The sequence below is a fragment of the Shewanella sp. SR43-4 genome (assembly GCF_014163845.1).
Lineage (GTDB): Bacteria > Pseudomonadota > Gammaproteobacteria > Enterobacterales > Shewanellaceae > Shewanella > Shewanella vesiculosa.
On sequence record NZ_JACJEB010000026.1, the window covers coordinates 17,031 to 32,530 of the forward strand.

Annotated in this window: 12 protein-coding genes and 1 pseudogene; 2 read left to right on the forward strand and 11 right to left on the reverse strand. The window is 41.4% G+C overall.

What is annotated here, in order from left to right; all coding sequences use genetic code 11:
- Positions 1 to 54: 54 nt before the first annotated feature.
- The 9 genes from htpG to H5123_RS19495 form a co-directional block, all read right to left on the reverse strand.
- The gene (htpG, locus tag H5123_RS19455) at positions 55 to 1,968 is read right to left on the reverse strand and encodes a molecular chaperone HtpG (protein ID WP_124016061.1); all 1,914 of its coding nucleotides are present in this window, start codon (positions 1,966 to 1,968) and stop codon (positions 55 to 57) included.
- 499 nt (positions 1,969 to 2,467) lie between these two features.
- Positions 2,468 to 3,070 (reverse strand): recombination mediator RecR, encoded by a 603-nt coding sequence (recR, locus tag H5123_RS19460; protein ID WP_124016062.1) that lies wholly within the window; start codon positions 3,068 to 3,070, stop codon positions 2,468 to 2,470.
- A gap of 230 nt (positions 3,071 to 3,300) precedes the next feature.
- Positions 3,301 to 3,633 carry a YbaB/EbfC family nucleoid-associated protein gene (locus H5123_RS19465; protein ID WP_011637860.1) on the reverse strand — a complete coding sequence of 111 codons (333 nt, stop codon included), beginning with the start codon at positions 3,631 to 3,633 and terminating at the stop codon, positions 3,301 to 3,303.
- Positions 3,634 to 3,778: 145 nt separating this feature from the next.
- Entirely contained in the window at positions 3,779 to 6,673 is a 2,895-nt protein-coding gene (gene dnaX / locus H5123_RS19470) for a DNA polymerase III subunit gamma/tau (RefSeq protein ID WP_182699018.1), read from the reverse strand.
- Positions 6,674 to 6,821: 148 nt separating this feature from the next.
- Positions 6,822 to 7,373 carry an adenine phosphoribosyltransferase gene (apt, locus tag H5123_RS19475; protein WP_101088153.1) on the reverse strand — a complete coding sequence of 184 codons (552 nt, stop codon included), beginning with the start codon at positions 7,371 to 7,373 and terminating at the stop codon, positions 6,822 to 6,824.
- A 132-nt stretch (positions 7,374 to 7,505) separates the two neighbouring features.
- On the reverse strand, positions 7,506 to 7,871 hold the full coding sequence (locus H5123_RS19480) for a YbaN family protein (RefSeq protein ID WP_182699019.1): 366 nt from the start codon (positions 7,869 to 7,871) through the stop codon (positions 7,506 to 7,508).
- A 381-nt stretch (positions 7,872 to 8,252) separates the two neighbouring features.
- Positions 8,253 to 9,008: a DUF2063 domain-containing protein gene (locus H5123_RS19485; RefSeq protein ID WP_182699020.1), complete on the reverse strand. Its 756-nt coding sequence runs from the start codon at positions 9,006 to 9,008 to the stop codon at positions 8,253 to 8,255.
- Positions 9,008 to 9,865: a DUF692 domain-containing protein gene (locus H5123_RS19490; RefSeq protein WP_182699021.1), complete on the reverse strand. Its 858-nt coding sequence runs from the start codon at positions 9,863 to 9,865 to the stop codon at positions 9,008 to 9,010. The genes H5123_RS19485 and H5123_RS19490 overlap by 1 nt, the downstream gene beginning before the upstream one ends.
- Before the next feature lie 137 nt (positions 9,866 to 10,002).
- The gene (locus H5123_RS19495; RefSeq protein ID WP_124016068.1) at positions 10,003 to 10,449 is read right to left on the reverse strand and encodes a hypothetical protein; all 447 of its coding nucleotides are present in this window, start codon (positions 10,447 to 10,449) and stop codon (positions 10,003 to 10,005) included.
- A 325-nt stretch (positions 10,450 to 10,774) separates the two neighbouring features.
- On the opposite strand from H5123_RS19495, the gene dusC reads away from it, so the two are divergent.
- Together dusC and H5123_RS19505 are read left to right on the forward strand one after the other, a co-directional pair.
- Complete coding sequence (dusC, locus tag H5123_RS19500; protein ID WP_182699022.1) at positions 10,775 to 11,719, forward strand: tRNA dihydrouridine(16) synthase DusC; 945 nt, start codon at positions 10,775 to 10,777, stop codon at positions 11,717 to 11,719.
- A 406-nt stretch (positions 11,720 to 12,125) separates the two neighbouring features.
- Positions 12,126 to 12,431 carry a TraR/DksA C4-type zinc finger protein gene (locus H5123_RS19505; protein WP_371698052.1) on the forward strand — a complete coding sequence of 102 codons (306 nt, stop codon included), beginning with the start codon at positions 12,126 to 12,128 and terminating at the stop codon, positions 12,429 to 12,431.
- A gap of 142 nt (positions 12,432 to 12,573) precedes the next feature.
- Here H5123_RS19505 and H5123_RS19510 read toward each other — a convergent pair whose 3' ends face one another.
- Positions 12,574 to 15,102 carry a TonB-dependent siderophore receptor gene (locus tag H5123_RS19510; protein WP_124016071.1) on the reverse strand — a complete coding sequence of 843 codons (2,529 nt, stop codon included), beginning with the start codon at positions 15,100 to 15,102 and terminating at the stop codon, positions 12,574 to 12,576.
- 274 nt (positions 15,103 to 15,376) lie between these two features.
- Positions 15,377 to 15,500: pseudogene (locus H5123_RS19515) on the reverse strand (ribonuclease E/G); the annotation flags it as partial.

The following is a 15,500-nucleotide window of genomic DNA, read 5'->3' on the forward strand; positions in this document are numbered from 1 at the left end:
GGATGACAAAAACAAAAGCGGACTTATTGTCCGCTTTTGGTGCTTAAATCAAGATTATTTTACACTCGCCAATAACATTTGATTGGTGAGTTTAATAAACGCTGATGGATCAGCCAAACTGCCTTTTTCCGACAACAAGGCTTGCTGTAACAACAAGTTAGCCCAATCAGTAAACAACTTTTCGTCAGTTTCGTTATTCAAATGCTCAACCAAAGGATGAGTTGGGTTAATCTCAAACGTTGGTTTCGATTCTGGTACTGGCTGACCTGCAGCTTGCATCAGTTTAATCATCTGCGTCGACATTTCACCTTCGCCGGCTACAACGCAAGCTGGAGTGTCAGTTAAACGAGACGTCACGCGCACGTCCGATACACTGTCTGCTAATGCCGCTTTTACACGTTCAACTAAATCTTTCGACTCTTCGGCAACTTTATCATGCGCTTGTTTATCAGCAGCATCTTCAAGTTCACCTAATTCTAAATCACCACGCGTAACTGAATGTAATTTCTTACCATTGAATTCGGTTAAGTGACTCACTAACCATTCATCGATACGCTCAGACAGTAATAATACCTCAATGCCTTTTTTACGCAGCAATTCAAGGTGAGGACTGTTAGCAGCTGCATCATGACTGTCAGCAACAATATAGTAAATCTTGTCTTGACCTTCTTTCATGCGCTCAACATACGCTTCTAATGACACAGTTGTCGCAGCTGAGTTGTTATCAGTTGAAGCAAAACGCAATAAACCGGCAATGCGCTCTTTGTTAGCAAAGTCTTCTGCTGGGCCTTCTTTTAACACTTGGCCAAACTCAGCCCAGAATGACTGATATTGTTCAGGCTCGTCTTTCGCCAGCTTTTCAAGCATTCCAAGCACACGTTTGGTGATGCCTACACGCATTGCAGTGGTGACTTGATTGTCTTGTAAAATTTCGCGAGAAACGTTTAATGGTAAATCATTTGAATCAATTAAGCCGCGAACGAAGCGCAAGTAAGTCGGTAAAAACTGTTCTGCTTCATCCATAATAAACACACGTTGAACAAACAGTTTTAAGCCATGCTTATGATCGCGATTCCACATATCCCAAGGCGCTTTGGCTGGGATGTACAATAAACTGGTGTATTCTTGTTTACCTTCAACCCGATTATGAGACCATTTTAATGCGTCGCTATAGTCGTGAGAAATATGCTTATAAAATTCTTGGTATTCTTCTTCAGTAATGTCTGACTTGTTACGAGTCCAAAGCGCGGTGGCCTTGTTCATCACTTTCCATTCACCTTCAGTGGCCGCGACCTTCTCGCCATCTGGTCCATCTGACTCAGGTGTGCCTTCATTCCACATTTGCACCGGAACCGAGATATGATCAGAATACTTAGTGATAATAGAACGTAAACGATAATCGTCAGCAAACTCAGTTTCTTCATCACGTAAATGCAGCACGATTTCAGTACCACGTTCATTTTTAGTGATACTTTCTACATTAAACGAACCTTCGCCTTCAGATTCCCACAATACACCTTCGTTAGCAGCATGACCGGCTGCACGAGTGCGTACGGTAACTTTTTTCGCCACGATGAAAGCCGAGTAAAAGCCCACACCAAACTGACCAATTAATTGTGAATCTTTTGACGCTTCACCAGAAAGATTACCGAAAAACTCTTTGGTACCTGATTTTGCAATAGTGCCTAAATGTTCAATCACGCTATCGCGGGTCATACCAATACCATTATCAGAAATGGTAACTGTGCCCTTTTCTTTATCGGCGCTAACACGCACGCGTAAATCGCCGTTACCTTCATATAAAGCATCATCTGTTAAGGCTAAATAGCGAAGTTTATCTGCTGCATCGGCCGCATTTGAGACAAGCTCACGTAAGAAAATCTCTTTATTTGAATACAGAGAGTGGATCATCAATTGCAGAAGTTGCTTTACTTCGGTTTGAAAGCCATGAGTTTCTTGTTGTGACATGAATAATTTCCTTGGTGTTACGTTAAATCAATCACGAGTCGAAACATCAACTCGCCTTAAAAATCTTCGTTAACCAAGAGATGGGGGACGTTACACTATTTTCAAGGGGCAACCCCATCTTGTTGAATAATAAATCGCCAGTTATGCTCAAATCAGGCAAATATCGTTACCGATTCACCTCGATATGGCCATTAACTGAGCCATTTATTCAGCTTTGATCAAATAAAAATGCCAGCAACCCCGATTAAGGAGCCGCTGGCACAAGATCGTTTCAATACTGTATCGATTTATCGCCGTGAAACACGACCATTGACTTAGCCTGCATCAGATAAAAATGCCAAAAATCCCGATTAAGGAGACGCTGGCACAAGCTCATTTCAATACCGTATCGATTTATCGCCGTGAAACACGACCATTGACTTAGCCTGCATCAGATAAAAATGCCAAAAATCCCGATTAAGGTGACGCTGGCACAAGATCGTTTTAATACCGTATCGATTTATAGCAGTGGAATACGACCATTAAATGATAGTGCTAAGGTGGTGCTATCGACATATTCAAGCTCACCTCCGACAGGCACACCATGTGCAATACGACTGATGACGACATTATGTCTTCTGGCCATATCGGCAATAAAGTGTGCCGTAGCATCCCCCTCAACGGTCGGGTTGGTAGCAAGGATTAACTCACTGACGTCATCAGAGGTTAAATGACGTTCCAGTAAAGCCAAACCAAGCTCTTCAGGGCCAACACCATCTAAGGGTGACAGATGTCCTAACAGCACAAAATATCGACCATTAAAATGTCCACCCGCCTCAATCGCTAGCACATCAGCAGGCGTTTCAACCACACAAATGATCCCCGAATTAACCCGGCGATGGCTACTACAGATAGGGCATAAATCCTGTTCGGTGAACGTACGGCAACTTTGGCAATGTCCAACTTCTGACATGGCTTTTTGTAGCGAATCGGCAAGCTTGAGACCCACTTTACGTTCACGCTCAAGTAATTGAAATGCCATTCGCTGCGCAGACTTTGGCCCAACGCCAGGCAGTGCACGTAAAGATTGGATTAATTCATCAACCAAAGGACTAAATTTCATAAATTGCCAATACCTTAATAACTAAACTTATTTTGATGTCATGGGTGAAACTGTCGAGATGAAAGGCTGTGCCAATCTGCGGTCACACCAACGCAGTGCGATTATTGTCTGTGCGGCGCTCGAATGCAAAGGTTAATCCTTTTGGGCGCTAAACGAGCTTTAGATATTTTGGACTGAAAATAAAAAAGCTCAAGCATTAATGCTTGAGCTTTTTTAGCAAATAAATGCGATTAAAACGGCATTTTCATGCCAGGTGGTAGTTGCATACCCCCAGTGACTTCGGCCATTTTAGTCTTTTGATTTTCTTCAATGCGACGAGCTGCATCATTACAGGCGGCAGCGATAAGATCTTCTAACATCTCTTTATCGTCTTCCATTAAACTCGGATCAATTTCAACTTTACGCACATTGTGGTTACCTGTCATGGTTACTTTAACCAAGCCAGCACCCGCTTCACCCGTCATTTCGGTGCGCGCAATTTCTTCCTGCACTTTAGCCATCTTGTCTTGCATCATCTGGGCTTGTTTCATTAAATTGCCCATACCGCCTTTTCCACCAAACATAGTCGCTTCTCTCTCTAATTAAGGTTGTTAGCAAGTCGCCATAATGACGCTAATCTTACTGAAATAAATTCGATTGGCAATCTTACTGAGATACTTTTGAGATGAAGATAACTTCATCTCAAGCAAGATTAGCGTATTTGTTCATTTATGAGGCACTAATAAGCGCAATCTCTTGGGCAATTTGCCCCAATTGCTCCGATGGATATTCAATACTGTCACTGTCTAATTGCGCTGATAAACGCTGGACCATCCACTGCACTTTATCATCAAGCAAAATAGACTGTTGCGCCTGTGCGATAAGTTCACGGTGAAAACGCTTACGTAACTCAAGCGGTGTTTCTCGTTTTGGTACAACGCCAATCTGGATCTGTACTTCAGTCGGTTGCTCAAGGTATTCAGTTAACGCCACTTGCAATTGATCGATAGCCGTTTGCGCTGACAAATGTTTTTGATCCGGTTTTAACACCAACACTATTGGATTGGACAAACCAGAGCACACTGAATTAACACCTAATTGTCGCACCCTACCACCAACAGAGACATGGGTCATCACTTTATACCAGTGCAAATCAACCTCATCACCTTGGATACTGTGTGGCTCAAACTGTGCCAATGCATGCGATTGAGTCATTTGAGGCTCTGTCATGCTCTGTGGTTTAGCGGCGACGACAGCGCTAGCAGGCTTTAGATCTTGTTGATTAACCTGCTGAGAAACATTGCTCGGCTGGTTAATTGTAGCTTTAACGGCAGATTTATCATGTGATTGAACATCTGCAAATGCATTAACTTGTTCGCCCTCTTTGGGCGCGACCCAAGGAGGTCTATCATAATCACTGACAGCCGGAGAATCGTCGCTTTTAGTGGTCACAGCAGATAACACTGCACTGGTATTGGGCGCAGTAGATTCAAGCGTTTTAGGCTCAGCGGCTAAGTGTTCTGAGTTTACTGCCGGCGAATTGGATGGTTTTATCACTCTTGAAGAAACTGATTTAGTGGCTTCTTTTTTGGCGAGTTCATCTTTTTGCTGTAAAGCCCCAACATCAGCGATGAGAGAATCACGACTAGCGAGTACTTCGTCAAGAAAGTCGTCTAAATCATCAGCGCGAAGCAAATCTTGTTCAATGCTAAGGCTGACATTTTTGCTGCTAATGTCAGTGCTGTCATCAACACTATTGTCGACACTATTGCTAGCCGAAGCATCACTATGATGATCCGCCGTTTTCGGCGAAGACATCAAGCCCTTTGCAGTATTAACACGGTTCGTCTCTGGAGTCTGATTTAACGCCGAAAAAGCAATATATTCATCATGATCAGACGGCTGGTATTCCATTGATGCTTCATCAGAGGCATCATAATCCGTAAAAGAATAACCATCAAATGATCCATTATCTGCGTCCTGAGCATGCTGATTTTCTTGACTATCTTGTGCGGTATTGGCGTCGACATCGCTCTTGCTGCTTGTATCTGTGGGATTAACAGCTAATGCCTGTTGCTCACAAAACTCTTGCGCTTCAGTGGTGTCATGTTTAGGCGCATCAATCTTGCTGTCTGAAGCAGTTGATTCGCCGATTTCAGTGCTCACGGCAATATTATCAGCCGTTGAATGAGCAAACGCCGCTGCACTTATATCAACTCGGCTTTGGGTATCAACGCGGCTTTGGGGCGATTGTTCATCAAAACCTTGGCTTTGTGCTTGGCTGAGCAATAAAGCTTGTTCTGCTATTAGTGAGGCTGCGGCTGGCTCATCATCAATAACCTCGTCAATGTCAGTCTCAACATTCATCGCCGCAGCTTCTGCCTGAACTGGTAATATCGTTGCTGCTAACGCGCTATTCGCTTGAGACTGATTATTAAGCTTTGGGCCTGTTTCAATGACCTCTTGCGTGGGAGGTAAAGCATGATCAATCACGCTTAAATTAATATCTGCGGGTGTAGTTGTCACCCAACGTTTTACTTGTTTTTCAGGGGTGAATGCAACGGCGCGCAATAATGCCATTTCCAAGCCTGATTTAGGATCAGGTGCAAAAGCCAAATCTTTACGACCGTTAAGTAACATTTGATAATAAAGCTGAACTTGCTCAGGCGCTAATTGCTGTGCAAACGCTAAAATTTGTTCACTAAACAGTGATTGCTGCGCAGCCGCTGGGGCAAACTGAGTCAAGGTAATTTGGTGCAGTAGCTCTAATAAACTGCGCAGTACTTCTTCTGCGTCAGCACCAAATGCTAATACTTTTGACACGGTTTGCATTAATGGACCCACATCAGCGTCACATAAGGCTTTTAATAAAGCCAGCACATGTTTTTCATCAATGCTGCCGAGCATGGTTTGTACTTGTGTCAACATGACTTGACCACTACCAAAAGCGATAGCTTGATCCGTTAAACTAAGCGCATCACGCATACTACCATTAGCGGCTTTAGCTAATAAACTCAATGCTTGTGGCTCAAAAGGTAGGTTTTCTTGGCTGATGATATACGCTAACTGCTTAGTAATTTCATCTTGCGACAAACTTTTCAAATTAAACTGTAAGCAGCGAGATAATACGGTAACAGGTAATTTATGCGGGTCAGTGGTCGCCAGTAAAAACTTAACGTGTTCGGGCGGTTCTTCTAACGTCTTTAATAATGCATTAAAACTGCTACGCGATAACATGTGTACTTCGTCAATTAAATACACTTTAAAACGGCCACGTGAAGGACGATATTGAACATTGTCGAGGAGCTCACGAGTATCATCAACTTTAGTACGAGAAGCGGCATCGACTTCAATTAAATCAACAAATCGACCTTGAGCAATTTCAATACAACTAGAACATTCGCCACAGGGTGTAGCCGTTACACCAGTTTCGCAATTGAGACCTTTAGCAAATAAACGCGCCAAACTGGTTTTACCTACACCGCGCGTACCGGTAAACAGGTAAGCATGATGTAACCTTTGCTGACTTAATGCATTGGTTAGTGCCATTAATACATGAGATTGGCCAACCATTTGGTCAAATTTAGCTGGACGCCATTTGCGGGCGAGTACTTGGTAAGACATGAAATTCCCCACAGAGAGCTATCGGGAGTCAATCCCTATAAAGGGGTTAACAATAACATGCCAAGGGCTGGCATGCTATTGTTGAGCATGTATTTGATAGTGCAGAATACAGTTAACTGCTTAATAAAATAGCAGTTTATTTTACTATTTACTCACCATCAAACTCACATAAGCTTAATACTTCAATTCCCATACCTTGCAAACGCTTCTCACCACCAATTTCTGGTAATGAAATTACAAATGCAGCGTGAGACACTTCACCACCAAGTTGGCGGATAAGCTTTACTGTTGCTTCGATCGTGCCACCCGTGGCGAGCAAGTCATCAATCACTAACACTTTATCATTGGCATTAATGGCATCGACATGAATTTCTAAGGTATCTTTACCGTATTCTAAATCATAGGTTTGGCTAATGGTTTTTCGGGGTAATTTACCTGGTTTACGAACAGGTACAAAACCAACACCTAGCTCTAAAGCTAGTGGCGCACCAAATAAAAAACCACGCGCTTCCGTACCAACCACTTTAGTGAAACCTTTTGATTGATAATGAGCCACTAAAATCGCAATAGTAGCTTTATAAGCTTCTGCATTTTCAAGCAAACTCGTGACGTCACGGAACATGATGCCTGGTATTGGATAATCAGGAATGGTTTTAATGCTTTGCTTAATAAGCGCTAAACTGTCTTGGTTCATCATAATTTTAGTTAACTCTATAAAAGTGATTACGCAATAAAAAAGTCCACGTTGCGTGTGGACTCTGGTAAAAATACTTAGCTGATCTTATGCCCGTTTAATCTCAGTTGCAACTAGCTTACCTTAACTGACGATTTATTATTCTAACTCTGGGATCCGCCACAAAAAAAATACTAAAAAAAGCATCATGCACAATAACATCATTTTCACCCAAACAATCTGCACAATGGCAATGCTAACCCCAAAGCTTAGCACGGTCATTAACATGGCTTTTTTCTTAAGAGGACGACTCAATGCCCTGTTCGATTGCCATTGACGAATACCTTCGGCAAACCATGGATGATTGACTAACCAATGGTGCAAGCGTTCATTTGAACGGGAAAAACAAAAAGCAGCCAGCAGAATAAACGGGACTGTTGGTAATAAAGGCAACACAATACCTATTAAGCCTAAAGCAAGGCTGCACAGGCCTATTATTAGAAAAAAACCACGTTTTACCGCCATAAGCACCCTCATCAGAAACAAAAAACCACTCTAGCAGAGTGGTTTAGTAGACACATCATGACAGGTTAACCTGAAGTTAGCGTTAAATTAACCCTGTTGCTTTCAACCATGAAAGACTCGCGGGTAATGTTGGAATTAATAAAACCAAAATAAAACCAACGAAATAAAATATGTTAAACGGGTCTTTAAAAGGCTGACTCATGATTATTCCTACATTCAGGTGATGTTGTTACTGCAATAGCTTAACACTTTCATTCGCTATGATAGGTCAACATTGGGTTAACTTAGCGAATAGCAAGTGTGAGGCCAGTCACAAAAAGTGGCTCATTTTAGACCTATCTTTATAAAATAAAAACCATAAATTTTTTAAGCCTATTATGACTAAGTTGATGAAATAATAATCCCCTTTTGCGCCAATTGTTGGAGTAAAGGTAAACAGCCTGATAATAAGGTGTCATTGGACATTTGTGGGTAGTGTTCACTTAACCACACAATAATCGCCTCTACGGTGACACCTTGTTGAGAAAGGCTCATTTGCTCAATGTAAGCCAATACTTGTGCGCTTAGAGGCGTCAGTTGCAAAAAAGCAACTTGCTCAGTTAAATCTCGAAACACACAAAAAAAGTTCGCTTGCAGTGTAGGTTCAATGGGTTGGTAGTCAACACTAATATGTTGAACATCAAAAGCGTATTGCGCGACCTTGGCACAAGTGGCCAAACATAATCGCCGCTGGGCGAGATCGCCAGAAACGAGCAACTGAGATGATGGTGTGTCTGGCGCGACTGCCACACATAACTCTAACCATTCATAATGCGCTAGCTGCAACATGAAAATCGGGTCATCTTGTGTGATTTGATATTGATGCTGCAAAAACGCTAAAAACTCACTGGCAATTTCGACAAATATTGGTGTTTGACAATCATGAGACCGAAAAAACTTTTGCACTAATGCTTGCCATTGTTCATCCTGATATAGACTGTTAAGTACCGGAAAAGCACTGGAGACAAAACCACTGATATTATTAAAAAATAACTCTCGATAGATATTCATCCGCCTAGACTCAATACCCTCTGGTAATGGCAAGCTAGGATCACGAATGTAATCCATAAATTGTTGCTGTACTTGCATAAAACCCATTATGCCTTCCTCAGTAATGACTGCTGACGTAAAGCTTGTTGTTGGTATTGATGGATTTGATTAATTTCATTGAGCAGAATGTCGGTTTTAGGAATGTTAAAGTCGCGCTCAAGCAGTGTGGGATGTACACCGTGTAATTGATAGCATTGCTGTAATAATCCCCAAACAGGGTCGATAATGTCGGCACCATGGGTATCAACAACCAAATCAATGTCTTCTTGATAATGCCCAGCAATGTGTAAATATTCAATCCGCTCGGTCGGCATAGCCGCCAAAAAAGCATTAGCATCATATTGATGATTAATTGAATTAACATAAATGTTATTCACATCAAGTAACAGCTTACAGTCAGCTTCTTGCAAAACGGCATTAACAAACTCAACTTCACTCATTTGTGCACCAGGAGCGGCATAGAAGGAAACATTTTCTAAAATAAATGGCCGCTCAAGTATCTCTTCAACCTGGTTTATTCTTTTAGCTGTGTGGATCACTGCGTCGTCAGTAAAAGGGATCGGCATAAGATCGTACATGTGACCGGCTCCCGAGCAATAACTTAAATGTTCGGAATAAATATCGATGTTATGCCGATCTAAAAAGTGTTTTATCTTGCGTACAAACTGAGTGTCTAAAGCTTGAGGGCTACCAATGGATAAAGATAATCCGTGACAAAAAAAACGATGTTGTTCGGTTAATTGAGCAAATTGACGACCAAACTTACCTCCTAGGGTCATCCAGTTTTCAGGCGCAACCTCAAAAAACTCAATTGCGGCAGGCACATGCTGACAAAATTCGTCTAACATTTCTCGACGAAGCCCTAAACCGACATTGGCTAAGCCATGAGCATGATTTGTAGACATAATGCGTGTCCTTGATGATTGTTTTTTAAGTATTGATATAACTAAATATTCGATAAAAAACAGATAAATTTAAGGCCTGAATCTCAGGCCTTAATTGTATTAGATAAGCCTAGGCATTATCAAACAGAAGCAAACTGTTATTTTTGACCGCCGCACTTACCTTCAGTCATTTTTTCAGCTGATTGCTTCATGTCGCCACACTTACCTTCAGCTGCTTTTTCCGCTGATTTTTTCATGTCACCACACTTACCTTCAGCCGCTTTTTCAGCTGACTGTTTCATGTCGCCACACTTGCCTTCAGCCATTTTTTCCGCTGATTGCTTCATGTCGCCACATTTACCTTCAGCCGCTTTTTCCGCTGACTGTTTCATGTCGCCACATTTACCTTCAGCCGCTTTTTCCGCTGATTTTTTCATGTCGCCACATTTGCCTTCACCACACTTACCTTCTCCGCCATCAAGTTGGTAACCAGAAGTTAATTGTTGAAAACCAAATGGATTTGCTTCTACTTGCGCCGAAAAACCAGCCGTCATTACAACTGAACCTAACGCAACAGCTAACGTAGTTTGTTTGATTGAATTCATAATAATTATATCCTTAAGTCGTGATTATAATGCTGACCAGCATTATTGCCGGCTTGTGTAAAGAGACCTGCCGTTAGTAACGTTTATTACAAAAAAATATCCGAAATGTGAAAAATATCCATTTTATTAACATTAATTGTTGCTAGGCAAGCTTAAAAATAACGCTATATACATTTAACATAGACACAACAACAATCATATCAATATGATTATTAATAATAATTTACTTAACGTCGTGACAAAGATGGTCATGGCACTATTTAGTGCTGCTATCCGATAATAAACACGTTAAAATAGCCCACTTTTTACTGCAGCAAGGTGTATTGTGCGCGTTATTTTAGCTCCGATGGAAGGTGTGGTAGATGACCATATGCGTGAAATTTTGTCAGCCATCAATCCATTTGACTTGGTGGTGACGGAATTTGTCAGGGTAGTCAATCAACTATTACCTGAAAAAGTCTTCTACAAACTGTGTCCAGAGTTACATCATCAAGGTTTAACTGCATCAGGTACACCAGTTCGTGTTCAGTTGTTAGGACAAGAACCAGAGTGGATGGCACAAAATGCCATTAGAGCCATAGAACTAGGGTCAAACGGCGTTGATGCAAACTTTGGTTGCCCAGCAAAAACCGTCAATAAAAGTAAAGGCGGCGCAGTATTACTGCAATACCCAGAGAATATTTATAACATTGTTAAGGCCATGCGCAATGCTGTACCGTCAGAACATCCAGTTACTGCCAAAATCCGTTTAGGTTACGAAGATAAGTCGTTATTTATGGAAAATGCCTTAGCTGTGTATGAAGCCGGCGCAACAGAGCTGGCTATTCATGCTCGCAGTAAAACCGACGGTTATAAGCCCCCTGCTTATTGGGAATACATTACCGAAGTCAGAAAACGCCTGCCTATTCCCGTTATTGCAAATGGAGAGATTTGGAATGCTGCTGATGCGCAACGTTGTATGGACGTAACTGGTTGTGACAGTGTAATGATTGGCCGAGGTGCTATATCGCTACCGAACTTAGGTGACACCATTAAAACCGGTGCAATCCCGTTTAGCTGGCAACAAACATTAAGTTTACTCATGGCTTATAGTGACAAAGAACTCACCGGACGAAAGTCGGACTATTATCCCTCACGGATTAAACAATGGTTTAGTTACTTAAATCGTCAATACCCAGAAGCGGATACCTTATTTAGAGAATTGCGAGTGTTTAAAACAACCGAAGAAATCGTTAATACCTTACAAAACGCTCATCGCGCACTGTTATAGACTAGCAATATCGCGGCTCTAGGCTAGGATCTAACGCAGTTTGATTGGGTTATGTCATTCACCTCGTTAAACTGTGTTTATCCTAAGCAAAGTTGATAGCGCAATATTATTATCAGTGTTCTATATAGGGTGGTTGATTCACCGCCTATTCGTTAATAAAGCCCCCTAGAGCCTCTCCAGTACAGACCATTAACCTTGGCTAACATGAATATAAAGTAAATTATTATTCATGTTTTTATCTCATAAATCTAATCGAGAATTGATCTTCGTCATAACGTCGGCTCTATTTGTGCTTAAAATAGATTATCTACATTGGCATAGTCAGTTAAGGTTATCTCAGTTGCACAATTCTCAGGATATAAAGCAAAAACTTCAACAACTTGAACTTATTTTGAGACGTGAGTTAATGCTCGTTATTAAGGATTCATTAAAATCGACTGAAGTTGCTCATGTCACAATGCAAACCCCTCTTGGGCAACTAATTGATTATCTACCGCAAGTAAAACTCGCCGACACCGATATTTTTACTCGGCTAATGCGGCTAGATGCTGCATATTGTCAACTTGAACTGGGTTTATATGGGCTTTGCTCAGATTGTGAAGTCGACATAGAAGCATATCGCCTAATCACAGATCCAACGGAACAACGTTGCACTCAATGCGAACAAAAATTTCGTCGAGAACATCGGCATGAATTACGCTTAGATCACTAGCCATTAACGTCTGTAAAGCACACTTAGATCTGCAACCTAGCTAGCCAGTATAAAATAATCATCATAAAAAAGGCCTACATAAATGTAGGCCTTTTCGTAATAAACAGTATCAATATCAGACTGTTTTATGTGTCTCTGTTATTTAGAACTTAACAGATACGCCACCGTAGTACTGACGACCGATAGTGTCATACACTTCTGGTACAGTACCGCCGTCACTACCATTAGATACGCGTGATGGCTCTTCGTTGGTTAAGTTTTTCACGCCAGCGCTCAAGGTAATCATGTCTGTAACATAGTAAGTACCGGCAACGTTGTGGTACAGAATCGCATCCACTTTATCGCCTGTATTTAAGTCGTCCATTTCACCAATGTAACGGTTGAAGTAGTTAACACTCCAGCTGTCTTGACCAGCTTGAATATTGAAGTTGTTACGTATACGAGCATACGCGCCAAAGTTACCATCAATATTGTTGGTGTAGTTGTTATCTTCTTGCTCAAACTTGATCAAGTAAGTTGTATCGTTGCTGATTTTCCAATCTAACGATAACGCTTCAAAGTTATAAGCTAAGTTAAAGTCTAATCCGCTTGTGTCTTGGCTACCTACGTTAGTTAACGTATTTGTTAAGTTAGACAAATCACCATTTGGACCAATGTTAAAGGTTTCACATGCAGCAGCAGAAGCATTAGCAAAACATGCATCAAGACCCGCTTGAACATCTAAACGTGTAATAGCATTGGTGACTTTAAAGCGCCAGTAATCAAGCGTTAAAGATAAACCTTCAACATAGCTAGGTGAGTAAACTAAACCAGCTGTGTAAGAATCTGATTCTTCAGCTTTTAAGTTACTGTCTGAAGTATAACGCGTTAAGATCTGTGGATCTTGAGCATTGCCCCAAGGATCATCTAAATAGTCGTATGAACCGGTATCACCGCCAAATAACTCGCTGATACTAGGTGCACGGAAACCTGTAGCCGCTACACCACGAAGCATTAAATCATCAGATGCTTCATAAGTAAGGCCTACTTTCCAAGTAGATGCTTTACCGAATGTTGAGTAATCGTCATAACGAAGTGCAAAATCACCGGTTAATTTTTCGGTAAAAGGAACACTAACTTCTTCGAATACAGAGAAAACATTGTAGTTGCCGTCAGTAGGATCTTGCTGAGCAGCAGTACTATCTCCAGCTACTGTTACAGGATCTGGATTATAGAAACCACTTTCGTAACGATATTCAGCACCGATAGCAAAAGCAACTGCACCAGCACTTACATCGAACAACTCACCATTTAAGCCTGCAGAAACAACATGCTGCTCGTTACCACCATTAGCATTATCGGTAAAGCTAATGTCATTAACAATATCACCCGTTAATGGAACACCTGTGAACCATGCATCTTGGTTAGCATAAACAGATTGCTTAAGATTAGTTGCATTGATTGAGTTATCAACGCTTGAATCAGCTTTGTTTTTACCGTAAGTGTATGCGATATCCCAGTTCATACCGGTATTGATATCAAACTCACCAGCCAAAGCCGCAGAGATACGGAATGTATCAGTATCTTGAGAATAAATACGCGGACCAGCATCAGTCGTACGACGACGGTAATTTACACGACCAGTATCATCAGCTTCAACACCACCGGCTGTCATAGCAGAATCAAGAGTAATACATGCTGCGCCAGCTTCAACACCTGGAGCGCCACATACGTTTAGCATAACATCAGCAGGTTGCGGAGCAAGTTGCTGATCAGACTTACGTTTAGTGTAAAGAACGTCTCCACTTAGCACTAAATTATTGTCTAACTCTTGAATCATATTAGCAAACAAGCTGTAACGCTCGTTTGGTGTTTGGTAATAACTGCTCGTGGTGTAGTCATAACCTGTAGAGCGAGCAACCCATTCACCAGCGTCATTGCGTACTTTTCCGCCTAATGAACCAGTAGGTAAAAATGAACTTGCACCTGGCTCTGTCCAGCTACGATCTGACTGAATAACGCTTTCACGTTTTGAATACGCAGCACCGACAGTATAGTTACCGCCATCAGTATTGAAACCGTATAAACCGCTTAACTCACCTGTCTCACCGTCGCTTTCGCTAGTAGTGCTACCGTTAAGATCGAATTGGAAGCCTTCGAAGTCTTTCTTGGTGATGATGTTAACAACACCAGCAATAGCATCAGAACCGTATACCGCAGAAGCGCCATCTTTTAAGATCTCAACGCGAGCGATCATAGATACAGGAATAGAGTTCAAATCGACAGAACTGTCTGCACCTGAACCAGAGTTAACCATACGACGGCCGTTTAATAACACTAGCGTACGTTGAGAACCCATGCCGCGTAAGTCAACTTGTGCAATACCATCTGAACCGTTATTTGAACTAGAACCTAGAGCGGCACCGGCCATTGAGGTTTGAGCTTGAAGTAGTTGGTCAACTGAAGTGAAACCTTCTGCGCGAATAGCTTCAGCAGAAATGATAGTTACTGGAGAAGCTGTTTCCATGTCTTGACGTTGGATACGAGAACCCGTTACTTCGATTCTTTCAACTTTCTGTTCGTCGGCAGCAAATGCTACTGAAGAAAATAAGCCTGTTGTCGCGACACTTGTTGCTGCTACAGCTATTAAACTACGGCGAATTGCCTTAGCAGTTAATGTGACTGAACTCATGAATAAACTCCCTATAACTTGGAATAAAATAAAACAAGTCGTTATATTTTTAATTATGAATAATTGGTCAGTGCCAATCATTGAAAAACATTATTAATGAATAAAAAACCTTTAGTCAATAAGGGCAACATGTGAACAACATCACACTTGACATCAAGATTGATAATTAATTTGACTTAAACCAATCTCATTAAAATCAACAATTTAGCAAATTACACTGTATTAACTCAGTCTATTAACATTTATTAACATAAGAAAATAAACATATAAGGCTGACTCTATCTAACGCCAAGGCCGCATTTAAACTTTCTAACACCCGTGCTTGGTGTTCTTTACTTAGCATATCAATAAAATCGATAATGATAATCCCACCCAAATTACGTAATCGCAGCTGTCTT

Coding starts and splice junctions, on each gene's coding strand:
- htpG (WP_124016061.1), bottom strand. CDS start 1,968: ATGTCACAACAAGAAACTCATGGCTTTCAAACCGAAGTAAAGCAACTT.
- recR (WP_124016062.1), bottom strand. CDS start 3,070: ATGAAATTTAGTCCTTTGGTTGATGAATTAATCCAATCTTTACGTGCA.
- H5123_RS19465 (WP_011637860.1), bottom strand. CDS start 3,633: ATGTTTGGTGGAAAAGGCGGTATGGGCAATTTAATGAAACAAGCCCAG.
- dnaX (WP_182699018.1), bottom strand. CDS start 6,673: ATGTCTTACCAAGTACTCGCCCGCAAATGGCGTCCAGCTAAATTTGAC.
- H5123_RS19480 (WP_182699019.1), bottom strand. CDS start 7,871: ATGGCGGTAAAACGTGGTTTTTTTCTAATAATAGGCCTGTGCAGCCTT.
- H5123_RS19485 (WP_182699020.1), bottom strand. CDS start 9,008: ATGGGTTTTATGCAAGTACAGCAACAATTTATGGATTACATTCGTGAT.
- H5123_RS19490 (WP_182699021.1), bottom strand. CDS start 9,865: ATGTCTACAAATCATGCTCATGGCTTAGCCAATGTCGGTTTAGGGCTT.
- H5123_RS19495 (WP_124016068.1), bottom strand. CDS start 10,449: ATGAATTCAATCAAACAAACTACGTTAGCTGTTGCGTTAGGTTCAGTT.
- H5123_RS19505 (WP_371698052.1), top strand. CDS start 12,126: ATGCTCGTTATTAAGGATTCATTAAAATCGACTGAAGTTGCTCATGTC.
- H5123_RS19510 (WP_124016071.1), bottom strand. CDS start 15,102: ATGAGTTCAGTCACATTAACTGCTAAGGCAATTCGCCGTAGTTTAATA.